General features: G+C 70.3%; 11 protein-coding genes. 3 read left to right on the top strand and 8 right to left on the bottom strand.

The annotated features are described in order from the left end of the window. Positions 1-61 precede the first annotated feature (61 nt). The 4 genes from C8D87_RS26805 to C8D87_RS26790 are packed head-to-tail and all read right to left on the bottom strand — an operon-like array spanning position 62 to position 2,331. Positions 62-277: an exodeoxyribonuclease VII small subunit gene (locus C8D87_RS26805; protein ID WP_112228817.1), complete on the bottom strand. Its 216-nt coding sequence runs from the start codon at positions 275-277 to the stop codon at positions 62-64. Beyond that, entirely contained in the window at positions 274-618 is a 345-nt protein-coding gene (locus C8D87_RS26800) for a sugar ABC transporter substrate-binding protein (protein ID WP_233442298.1), read from the bottom strand. Before C8D87_RS26800 ends, C8D87_RS26805 begins: the two co-directional genes overlap by 4 nt. Further along, positions 608-1,846: an exodeoxyribonuclease VII large subunit gene (xseA, locus tag C8D87_RS26795; RefSeq protein WP_109632298.1), complete on the bottom strand. Its 1,239-nt coding sequence runs from the start codon at positions 1,844-1,846 to the stop codon at positions 608-610. Before xseA ends, C8D87_RS26800 begins: the two co-directional genes overlap by 11 nt. Next, positions 1,843-2,331 carry a lipid droplet-associated protein gene (locus C8D87_RS26790; RefSeq protein WP_112228816.1) on the bottom strand — a complete coding sequence of 163 codons (489 nt, stop codon included), beginning with the start codon at positions 2,329-2,331 and terminating at the stop codon, positions 1,843-1,845. The genes xseA and C8D87_RS26790 overlap by 4 nt, the downstream gene beginning before the upstream one ends. 63 nt (positions 2,332-2,394) lie before the next feature. Between C8D87_RS26790 and C8D87_RS26785 the strand changes: the two genes are divergently transcribed. Then, entirely contained in the window at positions 2,395-3,339 is a 945-nt protein-coding gene (locus C8D87_RS26785; RefSeq protein WP_109632302.1) for a 4-hydroxy-3-methylbut-2-enyl diphosphate reductase, read from the top strand. On the opposite strand, the gene C8D87_RS46205 is transcribed toward C8D87_RS26785, so the two are convergent. The 4 genes from C8D87_RS46205 to C8D87_RS26765 form a co-directional block, all read right to left on the bottom strand. Beyond that, a complete protein-coding gene (locus C8D87_RS46205) occupies positions 3,336-3,572 on the bottom strand; it encodes a WD40 repeat domain-containing protein (RefSeq protein ID WP_170166599.1) in 237 nt (78 codons plus the stop codon). The genes C8D87_RS26785 and C8D87_RS46205 overlap by 4 nt on opposite strands. Positions 3,573-3,594: 22 nt before the next feature. Continuing rightward, the gene (locus C8D87_RS26775) at positions 3,595-6,696 is read right to left on the bottom strand and encodes a WD40 repeat domain-containing protein (RefSeq protein ID WP_112228814.1); all 3,102 of its coding nucleotides are present in this window, start codon (positions 6,694-6,696) and stop codon (positions 3,595-3,597) included. A 103-nt stretch (positions 6,697-6,799) separates the two neighbouring features. After that, entirely contained in the window at positions 6,800-7,513 is a 714-nt protein-coding gene (locus tag C8D87_RS26770) for a DUF6542 domain-containing protein (protein ID WP_233442297.1), read from the bottom strand. An 89-nt stretch (positions 7,514-7,602) separates the two neighbouring features. Continuing rightward, complete coding sequence (locus C8D87_RS26765) at positions 7,603-8,514, bottom strand: DNA recombination protein RmuC (protein WP_109632309.1); 912 nt, start codon at positions 8,512-8,514, stop codon at positions 7,603-7,605. A gap of 99 nt (positions 8,515-8,613) precedes the next feature. Here C8D87_RS26765 and C8D87_RS26760 point away from each other — a divergent pair, with 99 nt between their 5' ends. Together C8D87_RS26760 and C8D87_RS26755 are read left to right on the top strand one after the other, a co-directional pair. Further along, positions 8,614-9,753, top strand: a complete 1,140-nt coding sequence (locus C8D87_RS26760) for an exonuclease SbcCD subunit D (protein ID WP_112228813.1) — start codon at positions 8,614-8,616, stop codon at positions 9,751-9,753. Then, positions 9,750-12,626: an AAA family ATPase gene (locus tag C8D87_RS26755; protein WP_112228812.1), complete on the top strand. Its 2,877-nt coding sequence runs from the start codon at positions 9,750-9,752 to the stop codon at positions 12,624-12,626. The genes C8D87_RS26760 and C8D87_RS26755 overlap by 4 nt, the downstream gene beginning before the upstream one ends. The last annotated feature ends 200 nt before the right edge of the window (positions 12,627-12,826 follow it).

The raw sequence follows: 12,826 nt of genomic DNA, 5'->3' as shown, positions 1-12,826 counted from the left end.
CCTCCATGCGACTACTCAGCGTGCCGGATTTTGTGATCGGCAGCTGAATCCTTGCACGGGATCAGCCCTCGGAAACGTCTTCCTCGACCACAGCGAGAGCTGCATCGATTCGCTCGCGCGCTCCGGCGAGATGCTGCTCACACGTCTTGGCGAGCGCCTCACCGCGTTCCCACAGCGCGAGTGAGTCCTCGAGCGACAGGCCACCGGCCTCCAGCTTGCGGACCACCTCGACCAACTCATCACGGGCGGCTTCGTAACCGAGTGTTTCCGAACTCACGCGGACTGGCTCCTCAGACGGCTCAGCACGGTCGCGACGGCCAGGTCGTATCCGACGAGAGCCTCCGCGAACTCCTCGCCGTCACCCTCTCGCACGGCCTCGTCGATCAGTGCCTCGGCCTCCGTGACACGCCGGTACTGGACCGTTCCCGCGGTCGCCTCGCTCAGATCGTGCAGCGTCAGGATCAGCGTGCGGCGGCTCGTGGTGTCGCAGTCGCCCACCAAGGCCGTCCAGCACTCCGCGGCGGCCCTGTTCGCCGCCTCCGCCTTGTTCCGCAGCCCGGAGGCGCACTCGCCGGCCGCCTCCATGGTCAGGGGCAGGAACACGGCATCACGCATCATCGGTACCTCCCCCTTCCGCACTGGTCACGGTTGCCTGCACTGCTCCGTCAACGACGCGTACCCGCAGCTGTGTTCCGCTCGGGGCGTCCGTCACAGAACGCAACACGCCGTCGGGCCCGTCAGGTGTGACGAGTTGCACAACGGCGTATCCGCGGGCCAGCGTGGCGGCTGGTCCGAGGGTCGTCAAGCGGGCTTTCGTCCCTGATAGGTGGACGTCTTCCCGATCGAGACGTTGCGTGACCGCCCTACGGCCTTGTTCGCGAAGACGATTCACTTCTTCGGCACGGCGCTCCAGCGGACCGTACGGATCCGAAAGTACTGGTCGCGAGCGCAACGCGTCGAGCAGTTTGCGTTCCCGGTCGACCCAGCCGTGCAGCGCACGCCGTCCGCGATCGCGCATCTGGCGGACGCGTTCACTCTCTTCGGCGACATCGGGAACCACCCGTTTGCCCGCGTCGGTCGGCGTCGAGCAGCGGACGTCCGCGACGTGGTCGACGAGCGGGGTGTCCGGCTCGTGCCCGATCGCCGACAGCACCGGCGTGCGGCAGGCCGACACCGCGCGGCACAGCGCCTCGTCGGAGAACGGCAGCAGGTCCTCCACGCTGCCGCCGCCGCGGGCGACGATGATGACGTCGCACTCGGGATCCCGGTCCAGAGTGGACAGTGCCGTGATCACCTGGGTGACCGCCATCGGGCCCTGCACCGCGACGTTGATGACGCGGAAGTGCGCTGCGGGCCAACGGTTGCGCGCGTTGGTGAGCACGTCCCGTTCCGCTGCCGACGCACGGCCGGTGACGAGACCGATCTTGTTCGGCAGGAACGGCGGACGGCGCTTGCGGCGCGGGTCGAACAGGCCCTCGGCGTGCAGCAGCTTGCGCAACCGCTCGATGCGCGCGAGCAGCTCACCGATGCCGACGGCGCGGATCTCGTCCGCGCGCAACGACAGCGTGCCCCGGTTCGGGTAGAAGCTGATCTTCCCGTGCACGACGACGCGGCTGCCCTCGGTGAGCTGCAGCTCGCGGATCATCCCGGCGTTGCAGGTGATCGACATGGACATGTCGACGCTCGGGTCGCGCAGCGTCAGGAACGCCGTCGAGCTGCGCGCGTTGAGCTGCGTGACCTGGCCCTCGACCCAGACGTCGCCGAGCCGGTTGATCCAGTCGAGCAGCTTGCGGGCGACCGTCCGCACCGGCCACGGGTTCTCCGGCGTGGATTTTGCTTCGCTCACGACTGAGCTTTCACCGTCGCGATCCGGCGGTTGAGCATGCCGACGAACTCAGGCCTTCCGGCGTGAGCCTTCTCGTAGCGCAGCAGTTCCTCCAGCTGCTCCTCGCTCAGGTTGCGCAGCCGAGCGCGCAGCTGGGCGATCGACAGCTCGTCGTAGGTCGGGAGGAACTCCGGGACCTCCGCGATCGCGCGCTCCTCCTCTTCCCACGGATCGTCGGCGGGGACCTCGGCGGTGTCCGGCGTCTCGTCCTCGTCGAACGTCGCCCACTCCGGCTCCTCCTCCACGGGCCTCAGTCCGGAGAGGACGTCGTCACCTTTGATGGCGAGTTCGGTCACATGCTGCTGCACGCGCATGGACAACTGCATCGCCTCGCTGACCACCGTGAGCGGGAGTCCGGCGAGCTGCTGCGGCAGCTTGCGCGCCTGTTCGAGGGCGGTCACCGCGAGTCCAGCGGCGACGCGGACCGTCAACGGCAGTGGCTTCATGGCCCCTAGCCTGCCGCAACTGCGGCTGAGAAGCGAAGAACTCGGCCTGGGTACCCTGGTGTCATGCCCAAGCGAGTCCTGTTGGCGAAGCCGCGTGGTTACTGCGCGGGCGTTGATCGTGCCGTCGAGACGGTCGAGCGCGCCCTCGAGCAGTACGGCGCACCCGTCTACGTGCGCAAGGAGATCGTCCACAACAAGTACGTCGTGGAGACCCTGTCCGACCGCGGTGCCATCTTCGTCAACGAGACCGACGAGGTTCCTGAGGGCGCACTCGTGGTGTTCTCAGCGCACGGCGTGTCGCCGGCGGTCCACGAGGAGGCGGCGCAACGGTCGTTGCGCACCATCGACGCCACGTGCCCGCTGGTGACCAAGGTGCACAAGGAAGCCGTGCGCTTCGCCAAGGAGGACTACGACATCCTCCTGATCGGCCACGAGGGCCACGAGGAGGTCGAGGGCACCGCCGGTGAGGCCCCCGACCACGTGCAGCTCGTCGACACCGCGGAGGACGCGGCCACGGTCGAGGTGCGCGACCCGAGCAAGGTCATCTGGCTGTCGCAGACCACGCTCTCGGTCGACGAGACCATGGTGCGCGTCCGGCAGCTCAAGGACCGCTTCCCCGAGCTGCAGGACCCGCCGTCCGACGACATCTGCTACGCCACCTCGAACCGCCAGACCGCGGTGAAGACGATGGCGCCGTCGTGCGACCTCGTGCTCGTCGTGGGCTCGAAGAACTCGTCCAACTCGGTCCGGCTGGTCGAGGTCGCGCTGCAGAACGGCGCGAAGGCCTCGTACCTGATCGACTACGCCAAGGAGGTCGACCTGGCGTGGCTCGAGGGCGTCGAGACCGTCGGCGTCACGTCGGGCGCGTCGGTGCCGGACATCCTGGTGATGGAGCTGCTGAAGTTCCTCGAGTCGCACGGCTTCGGCGAGGTCGAGGAGATCACCACGGCCAACGAGAAGATCGCCTTCTCGTTGCCGCGCGAGCTCCGCAAGGACCTCGTGCGCTAACGGATCGTGCGGAGGGCCTGGTCCACGTCCAGGCCCCACACGTTCACCGCGTCGGTCCCGGCCGACACCACCGCGGTGTCGTCCGGTCGCCACGCCAGGTGCGTGACCGGCTGGTTGTGCCCGCGCAAGGTCGCCCACGAGGCTCGCGCGCCGACGTCCCACACGACGACGTCCCGGTCGCGGCCGCCGCTCGCGAGCCGGGCTGAGTCGGGGCTGAACTCGAGTGCGGTCACCCCCTGGGTGTGGCCGCGCAGCTCACCGACCAGCCGCCAGCAACGTCTTGTCAGGTGACAGGACCATCGCGCGCACCGGATGCTGGTGCGGGCTGTGCACGGCCTTTTCCTCCCACGATCTGATGTCGCGCACGCTGATGCCGCCGTCCTCACGCCCGATCACGATCTCGTGGTCGGATCGGCCGAAGACGGCGGAGGTGCGCTGTCCCCACGCCAGCCCGCCGATGAGCTTCGGCTGCGCGGCCTCGGCGACCGGCCACACGCCGTCGGGCACCTCGCTGCCGATCGCGAGCAATGACTTGCCGCTGAACTCCAGCGCCACCGGCTGACGCCCCTGCTCGGAGAACCCGAGCGTGGACAGGTTCGCGACCGGGTTCCCCGTCGCCACCTCGCGCACCGCGAGGGGTCCGTTCGTCACGACGAGCTTGCGGTCCGGGCTGAAACGGCCCATCCAGTTCTGGACGACACCGGTCTCCACCCGCTTGACGGTGCCCGTGGTGCTGTCACGGCGTTCGATGACGCCCGTGCTGTCGAGGGTGAGCACGGTCCCATCGCTGTCGACCGCGAGTGCCCTGACCATCTGCCCGGACGCCTTGGGTATGTTCGACGCAGGCCAGAACCTCAGCGCGTTCCTGGTGACGATGGCGAGCGAGCCGTCGGGCGCGAACCTCGTGGAGTGCACCGGCTCACCGACCGCGAGGGTGGCGAGCACGGTGCCGCGGGCGAGGTCCCACAGGTGCAGCTTGCCGTCCGCGCCCGCCGAGGTGAGGACGGTTCCGTCGGGGCTGATGCTGATCGTGGTGACCGCGCCGGTGTGCCGGGGAGGCGTCGCCACGACCGCGCCGGTCACGACGTCACGCACCTCCACGAGGCCGTCGTCGGTGCCGATCGCGGCCTGCTTGCCGCCGGGCAGCAGGACGACCCGGTTGATGACGCCGGAGCCGATCGAGAAGCCGCCGGTCCGGTGCCGCGCCACCAGGTCCCACACCGCGACGGAGCCGCTGGAGGCGAGCACGAGCGTCCTGTCGCCGTCGATCGTGAACGGGCCGGTGACCTGCCCGACGGGCAGCTCGAACCGCTTCTGCCGGGTGGCGAGGTCGTAGACCGCGCCACCGACGAGGAGGGCGCGGTCGTCGTCGATGAAGGAGACACCCACCGGCATCCCGACCCGCTCCAGCCGGACGGGCTCGGCCTCCAGCCCGGCGCGCACGGTGATCCACCCGTTGCCCTCGGACACGGCGAGCCTGCCGTCCTCCGCCACGTCCCAGCCGAAGACGTAGCTGGACTGCTCCGTCACCGGCACCGTCTTGATGTGGCGGAAGGTCGTGGCGTCGTACAGGTCGAGGCCACGAGGACCCATCAGCGCGATGTCGCCGTTGATGTCCGCGACGCTCCACGCGCCGTCGTGCTGCATCGTGCGTCCGATGCCGGCGCCATCCATGCTGATCTCGCGGCCGGGGGTGCGCGTGGCCGCCGCGCTGAGCAGCCGTCCGCGTGCTTCGACGGTCGGGTAGGTCTCGTACGCCTCCAGTGCCGTCTGCGCGGATCGCACCGGATCGCTGGCCGCCAGCGCCTCGGACAGCTCGGTCAGCTCCTGCGACTTCCGCACCAGGCCCAGCCTGTCGACCTCGCGGCGTTGCTGCACGGCCAGCACCGCGGTCGCCGTGGTGGCCACCAGCAGGGCGGTCAGGCCGGCCGCGATCCAGCGCACGCGGCGGGAACGACGACGCTCGCGGGCCTTCGACGCGCCGATGAACTCGCGTTCGGCGCCGGTCAGCTCCGGCTTGGCGCGGGCGACCCACTCGGTCGTCTCGGCGAGCCTGGTGGCCCGGTAGAGCGAGTCGGTGTCGCGGCCCAGCTCCTGCCACGTCCGGGTCGCGTCGGTGAGCCTGCGGTGCGTCCTGAGGCCCTCGCGGTCCTCGTCCAGCCAGGCCCGCAGCCGGGGCCAGGCCTCGAACAGCGCCTCGTGCGTCACCTCGACGGTGTCCTCGTCGACGGTGATCAACCGGGTGTCGGCGAGGACGTCGAGCACGTCCTCGCCCACGACGTCCTGGCGCGGGATGGGGCGCTTGGTGCCATCGGAGCTGAGCCGGAGCAGGAGCTGCTTGGCGAGGCGCTGCTGCTTCTCGTCGAGTGTGGCGTACGCGGCCTCGGCGCTCTGGGCGAGCGCTCCCTGGATGCCACCGGCGGCCTGGTAGCCGGTGAGGGTCAGCGTGTTGCCGCGACGGCGGTGCCACGTCTCGAGCAACGCGTGCGACACGAGGGGCAGCACGCCGCTGCGTCCGGCTGCCTCGGCGACGAGAGTGGTCAGCAGGGCCGTTTCGACGGTGCAGCCCACGGTGGCGGCGGGCTGGGTGATGGCGCGGCGCAGCTCGTCAGGGGTCATCGTGCCGAGGAGCACCTGTGCGTCGGTGAGCGCGTCGGCGAGTTTCGGGTACTGGGCGCAGTGCGGGTAGAAGTCGGACCGCACCGCGATCACGCGGCGGCAGTCCGCGGCGAGCAGGGCGTCGAGGAACGCCGAGCGCTGCACCTCGTCCTCGCACAGCGTGAAGAGCTCCTCGAACTGGTCGACTACCAGCAGGTCCGGATTTCGCGCGAGCGCGTCGGCGAGCGCGGCGTCGGGGTCGGGGCCGGGCGTGCACACCACGGCGTTCGCGAACTTCGCCGCGATGCCCGCCCTGAGCAGCGACGACTTGCCCTCCCCCGACGCGCCGAACACCGCGAGGAACGGCTGTCGGCCGAGCCGGTCGAGCAACGTGTGGGTCAGCGCCTCGCGCCCGAAGAACCTGTCGGCGTCCTCGGTCGTGAACGGGTACAGGCCCACGTACGGGGACGGCCCGTCCACGGACCTGCTCCGCGCCATCGCGACGGCGAGGTCGTGCCAACGCCGCTCCCACGCCGTCTCGTCACCCTGGCACGCGCGGACGTACGCGAGCGTCACGTCGAGCCCCCGCAGCTTCCTGCCGCCCGCCGCGTCGGACAGCGTGCTCGCCGAGAAATGCGCGCGCCGGGACAGCTCCCGGTAGCTCGGCCGCCCCGCGTTGGTGCGCAGTTGTCGTAAGTCTGCGGCGAACAGCAGCAGTGGACTGTCGCCCTCGTCCAGTGGACGTTCCCCTCTAGGCATCGCGCTCATGCTGGCAGAGTGCGTGCTGGTCAGGGGGGGTGTTGTCCGTGATCCGTTGTACGACGTTCGCGGGTCCGATCACGGACAACGGGTCAAGGCCGGCCTAGCGGTCTTCGCGGGGTGGCCTCGGCCTGCGCTGCCCGGCCGGACGCTCGCCGCGGGCGGCACCTTCCGGGCGCGGGCGGCGGGCAGGAGCGCCCTCGGGACGCGGGCGACGGGCCGGGGTGCCTTCCGGACGGGGCCGGCGCGGGCGGTCCTCGGCGGGCTCCTCGCGGGTGGGCTTGCGGGCCTCGGGCTTGCCGCGGCTCTTCAGCTCCGCCTTGGCCTCGCGGACCTCGTCCTTGGACGGCTGGTTCGGGTCCTTCTGGATGACGATCCGGATGATGCCGAGCGTGACGGTCACGGCGGTGGTGACGGCCATGACCGGGAAGCTGTCGACCAGCGGCTTGGCCAGGCCGATCGCCATGGCTGCCAGGCCGCCCTTCTGGACGCCGCCGGTGAGCATCACGAGCAGCGGCACCGTGGCGGCGAGGACGAGCGGCGGCTGCACCATCGGTGCGAACAGGCTGCGGCGCTGGACCAGCAGGATCGCGACGAGTGCGCCGACGAAGAACACGGCGTTGAACGTCCAGCCGACGGTCTTGCTGGAGCTGATGTCGATGAACGCGCCGATGAACGCCGGGACCAGGGCGCACAGGATCGCGGCCCACCACGGGATGCCCTTGAACGACCCGAAGATGGCCTTGTAGTTCCACGGAACGGCCTCGTAGTCCTCGACGTCGTCGAAGGCAGCCGAACGGTCGCGCACGTCACTCACGCCGCACACGGTAGCCGTTCGGCCATTCGGTGTTCGTCAGTCCGCGGCTTTCTCACCCAGAAGCAACCTGACGGCACGCTGCGTGCGTTTTATGCGGACTGTTCGTCCGCCCTTCGGACGAGAGGGAGGGGCGTGGGGGTGGCGGAGGCGTCGGTGAGTGGCTCGACGCTCGCCCGGAAGCCTTCGAGGGCGTCCAGTTCGCGGCGCCTTGCGGAGAGGAAGCGCTGCAGGTGGGTGGTGGAGAGGTTGACGGCCTCGATGGCGGTGTCGGCGGCCCGGTTCGCGCGGCCCGCCTGCAGCCTGACCTGTTCGACGTCGTCGGCGAGGGCCCGTTCGGTGACCGCGAACATCGCGCTCGAGGCGATCACGGCGAATCCGGTCGGACCGCAGAGGAAGATCCGCCGGTCCAGCAGCCAGCGCAGCAGTTCGGGGTCGGTGTCGATGGCGGCGACGACGGCGCCGTCGTTGGGGACGAACATGATCGTGCCGTAGATCGCGTCGGCCCAGCGCTGGTAGCCCTTGCCCGCCAGTTCGGCGGCGCGCGAGCGGATGTTCCGGACGTGGACCCGCAGCGCGTCCTGGCGTTCCTGCGGATCGTCCGTTTCGACCGCTTCGGCCCAGCAGGCCATGGACATCTTCGAGTCGACCGGGACCATGCGGCCGCCGCCGACGTTCAGGACCATGTCCGGCCGCACCGCTCCGCCGCCCGCGACGTCGGTCTGGAGCGTGTAGTGGAGGTTCTCCCTCAGGCCCAGTGCGCGCGCCGTTTCGACGAGGACCTGTTCGCCGAGCTCGCCGCGGCCGCTGACGCTGGAGAACGCCACTTCGTACCGTTGCAGGGCTTGTTGCTGGGCGTCGTAGCGCGCGCGTTCGGCGCTGATGGCGTTGAGCGCCTCGTCGGTGCGGCGAACGCTGTCCTGGTACAGGCGCCAGACGAACACCAGCGCCCCGGCGCTGACGAGGGCCAGGACGAGCGAGGCGGTGATGATCACTGCGGTCACGGCACCGATGATGCTCCCTCAAAGATGTTGAACTCGATCGGGTGACACGCCGGGAACCCTCCCGAAGTTTTGTCGGACCTCGTCTCTACGGTTGGTCCCATGCGGATCCTGCACACCTCCGACTGGCACGTGGGGCGCACCTTCCACGGCCGCGACCTGCTCGTCGAGCAGGAGTCGGTGCTGAGCGGCCTCGCTGACCTGGTGTCTTCCGAGAAGGTCGACGTCGTGGTCATCTCCGGCGACCTCTACGACCGCGCGGTGCCGTCCGCCGACGCGGTGGCGTTGTGCGCGCGGGTGCTGATGCGGATCCGCGCGGCCGGTGCGCGGATCGTGATCACGCCCGGCAACCACGACTCGGCGGCGCGGATCGGGGTGTTCGGGGAGTTCGCCGCGGCGGGCGGGCTGCACCTGCGCACGCAGATCTCGTTGCTGGACAAGCCGGTCGAGCTGGAGGACGAGCACGGGCCGGTCGCGGTGTACGGGATTCCGTTCCTGGAGCCGGAGCCCGCGCGGCACGCGCTCGGGGTGGCCGACAAGGGGCACGCTCCCGTGCTGACCGAGGCGATGCGGCGGATCCGGGCCGATCTGGCCGGCCGGGAGGCGCGGTCGGTGGTGCTGGCGCACGCGTTCGTCACGGGCGGGGCGCCGTCGGAGTCGGAGCGGACCATCGCCGTGGGTGGCGTGCAGGACGTGTCGATGCAGGTGTTCTCGGGTGTCGACTACGTGGCCCTCGGGCATCTGCACGGGCCGCAGACCCTGGCCGAGAACCTGCGCTACTCGGGCAGTCCGCTGGCGTACTCGTTCTCCGAGGCGCGGCACCGCAAGTCGGTGTGGCTGGTGGAGCTGGACGCGGGCGGGCTCGTCGGCGTGGAACGGCGTGAGCTGCCGGTGCCGCGTCAGCTGGCGACGGTGACGGGCACTCTCGCGGACGTGCTGGCCGATCCGGCGCACATGCCGCTGGAAGATCACTTCCTGTCCGTGGTGCTGACCGATCAGGTGCGGCCGATGGACGCGTTGCGGCAGCTGCAGCAGCGGTTCGAGCACGCGGTGCACGTGGAGTGGCGGCCGGAGCAGGGCCTGCAGCACAACATGACGTACGCGGAACGGGTGCGCGGACGCACGGACGAGGAAGTGGCCTGCTGCTTCGTGTCCGACGCCCGCGGGTCCGAGCCTTCCGAGGCGGAGATGTCGTTGCTGCGGGAGGCGTTCGCTTCGGTGGCGAGGGAGCAGGAGCAATGAGACTGCACCGCCTGGAGCTGACGGCGTTCGGGCCCTACCCGAAACCCGAGACCGTCGACTTCGACGAACTGGGCGCCGACGGCCTGTTCCTGCTGCACGGCGACACGGGCGCGGGCAAGACGACGCTGCTCGACGCGGTGGCCTTCGCGCTGTTCGGCCGTGTGCCGGGCGCGCGTGGCGACGTGAAGAAGCTCCGCTGCGAGTACGCCGATCCCGAGGTGCCGACGTCGGTGTCGCTGGAGCTGACGGTGCAGAGCCGCCGTTTTCGCATCGTGCGCTCACCGGAGTTCGACAGGCCGAAGAAACGCGGCGGCGGTTTCACCACGCAGCCCGCGAAGTGCTCGCTGACATGGCTCGAGGGCTGGGACGGCGAGGGCATCACCCGCATCGACGACGTGGCCCGCGCCGTCGAGGACATGCTGGGCATGTCGTACGAGCAGTTCTTCCAGGTCGTGCTGCTGCCGCAGGGAGAGTTCGCCCGCTTCCTGCGCTCCGACACCGCGGAACGCGAGGTGCTGCTCGAAAAGCTCTTCGGCACCGAGCGCTTCCTGGACGTGGAGAAGTGGTTCCGCGACAAGCGGGTGGTGGCCGGCCGTGTGCTGGAGGAACGCCGCCGGGGCGCCGTCGAGCTCATGCACCGCGTGGCGGAGGCGGCCTCCGAGGAACCGTCGTTCGAGCCGGGCTGGCTGGAGTCGGTGCTGGAGCGGCTTTCCCTCGCCGTCCGGGAGGCAGACGCGCACTCGGTGGAGACGGCAGGCGTGGCCGACGGCGCCGACGCGCTGCTGGCCCAGGCCCGCGTGCAGGCCGACCAGATCCGGCGCGTCCGCGAGGCCCGCGACATGCTGGCCCGCGTGGAAGCCGCCGACTCGGCGTCGTGGTTCGCCGAGCGCGACGCCGCTCGCCGCGCGATCCCGGTCGTGCCGGCGTTCGGCGAGATCGCGAAGCTCCAGCAGTCCTACGAGTTCGCGGTCCGCGACGAGACTCGGGCTTCAGAAGCGTTGGCGCGCTTGGGTTACACCGGCTCCTGCTTGCGGGAGGACGCCGAGCGCTGCCGTGAGGAAGCGGGCGGCCTGGCCGAACTGGCCGCCGAGGCCGAACGTCAGAAGGCCGATGAGCGCAGGCTTTCCGAGCTCAAGCACGCCTCGTACCAGGTCGAGCGCCGCCTGCTGGCGCTGAACGCAGAACTGGAGGTGCTCCCGGAGCGCCTCGCTCAGTGCCGTGCCCAGCTCGACGCGGCCGCGGAAGCCTCAGCCCGCCTGGAGTCGCTGAAGACCCGTGCCGACGCGGCCGAGGCCCTGCCGGGTGCGACCAAGGCCCTGGAACGCACCAAGAACGAGCTGCACCAGGCGATCGACGTCCACCAGAAGGCCAAGGACGTCCTGCAGCAGGTCCGCCAGCAACGCCTCGAGAACATGGCCATCGAACTGGCGGCGGCCCTGAAGCGTGGCAAGCCCTGCGCCGTCTGCGGTTCCCCGAGCCACCCGGCTCCTGCCCAGCCGATGCTGGGCGGCGTCGGCGCGACCGACGAGGAAGACGCGGCCCGCGACGAGCAGACCGCGCTCGATCGCCGCAACGAGGCCGAACGCGCCGCCCACGCCGCGGAGCTGCGCATCCAGGCCTGCTGGGAGGCCCTGGGTTCGGAGGAGCCCGCTGTCGCGCTGTCCGAGTACCGGGCGGCGTTGGAGCTGGCCCGCACGCGGTCGCAGCGGCAGAACGAGTTCGTCGGGCTGGAGGCCAGGACCCGCGATCTGGGCGCCGAGAAGGCGAAGGTCGAGCAGGACCTGGTCGGGCTGCGCACCGAGCACGCGTCGCTGGTCACCGTGGTCGAGGAACGCGGTGCGCGGCTGGACAAGGCACGCGGGGAGCACGAGGACGTGCTGACCCGCCGCGACCACCTGCTGCGGCTGGCCAAGGCGCTGGTGGAGCTGGCTGATCGGCGAGCGGCGCGTGACAGCGCCCTGGCCAGGGTCGAGGAGCAGCAGGCCTCCGTGGCCGCGTTGGCCGCGGAGGCGGGGTTCGCCGATGTCGACGAGGCCCTTGCCGCTGCTCGTCCCGCAGCCAAGCTGCAGGCGCTGGACGAGCGGATCGCCGCCTGGGAACGCGCTCGTACCACGGCCATGGCGACCTTGGAGGAGCTGGCGGAGGTCGATCCGGGTTCCGCGGTGGATCTGAACGAGGTCACCGCAGCGGCTTCTGCCGCGCGAACCGCTGCCTCGGAGGCCGCCACCCGGCTGGCTCGTGCCCGTGCGGCGTTCGAGCGGGTCGGTGAGCTGGCTGCCCGGTTGCGGGCCGAGTGGAAGTCGCTGGAGCCGCTGGAGGCTTCGTACGCGGAGCTCGACGCGCTCACCGATGTGATCAACGGGCGCGGGCAGAACTCCAAGAAGATGACGCTGCGGTCGTACGTGCTGGCCGCGCGGCTGGAAGAGGTCGCCGTCGCGGCTTCCGCCCGGCTGCACCGGATGAGTCAGGGGCGGTACAGCTTCGTGCACTCGGACTCGGCTGGGGCGCGGGGGACTCGCGGTGGGTTGAGCCTCGACGTGCTGGACGACTACTCGGGGCGGGCCCGGCCTGCCAAGACCCTGTCCGGTGGAGAGTCGTTCCTGGCTTCGTTGTCGCTGGCTCTCGGGCTGGCCGATGTCGTGGCCAACGAGACCGGCGGGGCGTTGCTGGACACGCTGTTCGTGGATGAAGGGTTCGGGACGCTCGACTCGGACACGTTGGACATCGTGATGAACACGTTGGACGAGTTGCGGGCTGGTGGGCGGGTTGTCGGGCTGGTGTCGCACGTGGAGGAGTTGCGGCAGCGGATTCCCACTCGGTTGAGGGTCCGGAAGGCTCGTACCGGGTCCACGCTCGAGGTTTCGCTGGGCTGAGGTGGGGCTGCGCGGGGCAGCTCGCGTTGGTGGGTTGCGATCACCCTGCCCGGCTCGGCGTCGCCATCGCGGGTGAGGCCGGCGTGTGTGTCGCATGTGGACGAATTGGTGGGGCGGCTCTAACCTCGGCTCGTGCTGTCCCACGTGGAAGTCACCGCGCGCGTCACCGTCAGTCCGGCTGCCCACTTCGTGTGGTCGAA

Source organism: Lentzea atacamensis, assembly GCF_003269295.1.
GTDB classification, from domain to species: domain Bacteria; phylum Actinomycetota; class Actinomycetes; order Mycobacteriales; family Pseudonocardiaceae; genus Lentzea; species Lentzea atacamensis.
This window is presented reverse-complemented; position numbering and strand designations above follow the sequence as displayed.

What these genes read in the sequence shown, in the direction of transcription:
- C8D87_RS26800 (WP_233442298.1), bottom strand. Translation starts at nt 618, where the DNA reads ATGATGCGTGATGCCGTGTTCCTGCCCCTGACCATGGAGGCGGCCGGC.
- C8D87_RS26790 (WP_112228816.1), bottom strand. Translation starts at nt 2,331, where the DNA reads ATGAAGCCACTGCCGTTGACGGTCCGCGTCGCCGCTGGACTCGCGGTG.
- C8D87_RS26785 (WP_109632302.1), top strand. Translation starts at nt 2,395, where the DNA reads ATGCCCAAGCGAGTCCTGTTGGCGAAGCCGCGTGGTTACTGCGCGGGC.
- C8D87_RS26775 (WP_112228814.1), bottom strand. Translation starts at nt 6,696, where the DNA reads ATGCCTAGAGGGGAACGTCCACTGGACGAGGGCGACAGTCCACTGCTG.
- C8D87_RS26760 (WP_112228813.1), top strand. Translation starts at nt 8,614, where the DNA reads ATGCGGATCCTGCACACCTCCGACTGGCACGTGGGGCGCACCTTCCAC.
- C8D87_RS26755 (WP_112228812.1), top strand. Translation starts at nt 9,750, where the DNA reads ATGAGACTGCACCGCCTGGAGCTGACGGCGTTCGGGCCCTACCCGAAA.